The sequence below is a fragment of the Actinomyces sp. oral taxon 849 str. F0330 genome (genome assembly GCF_000239715.1).
In the GTDB taxonomy this organism is placed as follows: Bacteria; Actinomycetota; Actinomycetes; order Actinomycetales; family Actinomycetaceae; genus Actinomyces; species Actinomyces johnsonii.
Window position 1 is genome coordinate 1 of sequence record NZ_JH470392.1, and the last position, 1,089, is coordinate 1,089.

1 pseudogene is annotated in these 1,089 nt (G+C 68.6%); it reads right to left on the reverse strand.

The window, feature by feature from the left end:
* Positions 1 to 11 precede the first annotated feature (11 nt).
* A pseudogene (locus tag HMPREF0975_RS17015) lies at positions 12 to 986 on the reverse strand (IS110 family transposase); the annotation flags it as partial.
* Between the last annotated feature and the right edge of the window lie 103 nt (positions 987 to 1,089).

Genomic DNA, 1,089 nt, shown 5'->3' on the forward strand with positions numbered 1-1,089 from the left:
TATGTGGTGTGTCAAGCGGCGGTGGGTAGTTTCGTGGCTGGTTGTGGGTCGTAGAGGGCTCCATCTCGGATCATGGCGTGCAGGGTCAGGATGCGGCGGTGGGCCAGGGCGAGGACGGCCTGGTTATGACGCTTGCCCTGGTCTCGTTTGCGCTGGTAGTAGGCCCGGGAGACGGGGTCGGAGCGCAGGGAGGCGAAGGCGGACAGGAACATGGCGCGCTTGAGCCTCTTGTTGCCGCCGTGGGAGACGTGCTCACCACGGATCGATGAGCCGGAGCGGCGTGTGACGGGAGCGAGCCCGGCGTAGGAGGCCAGCTGGCCTCCGGTGCCTGGAGGTCTTGCCCAGGGTCTCGGCCAGCAAGGACGGCTGCGGCCGGGACCCCTGATCCCGGGCACGCGTGGTCAGGACCTGGCACATGAGGGTGGGCCACCCGCCAGGGTCACCGGCCTGGGCGGCGACATCGGCCCGCTGAGCGCGTGGGGCGATGAGCTGCCTGGCCAGGTGAGGTAGCACCGTTGCGGCTGCGTCGGTGCCGGCGACCACCACGGTCTGGTGCTCCAGGGCCGAGACGATCTGGCCGGCCCAGGTTGTGTGGCGTCTGCACCCGTGCTTCTTGAGCCTGGCGTCAATCCTTGCCTTGCCCGCGCGCTTCAGGTCGGCTGGGGTGGGCCAGGCGGCGACGGGCCTCCAGGATGGCGTCGTGCGCCCGGCCAGGGCCCCAGCACCCGCTCGAGGGCGGGGTGGATCTGGGTGTACAGGCCCCGGATCCGGTTAGCGCTCTGGTTGACCTGGCGGGCCAGGTCCAGGTCGAATCCCGTGAGCATCGACAAGGCGGCCGCGTCCTCGTCCGAGGCGTTGATGGCTCTCAGGGTGTGGGGCATGGTCCTGGCCGCGCCGGCGATGACGGCAGCGTCCTTGGCGTCGGTCTTGGCGCTGCCCGGTGTCAGGTCGGCGATGCGGCGCATCGACAGAGCCTGTTCAATGGTTTGTGTAAGCCCTTGTGGAAGGACTGACACTGATGACTGCTACTGATGATGACAACAGGGCTTCTGCTGGTGGTCGGGATGTGGTCGGCCAGCTGCGCTCGGC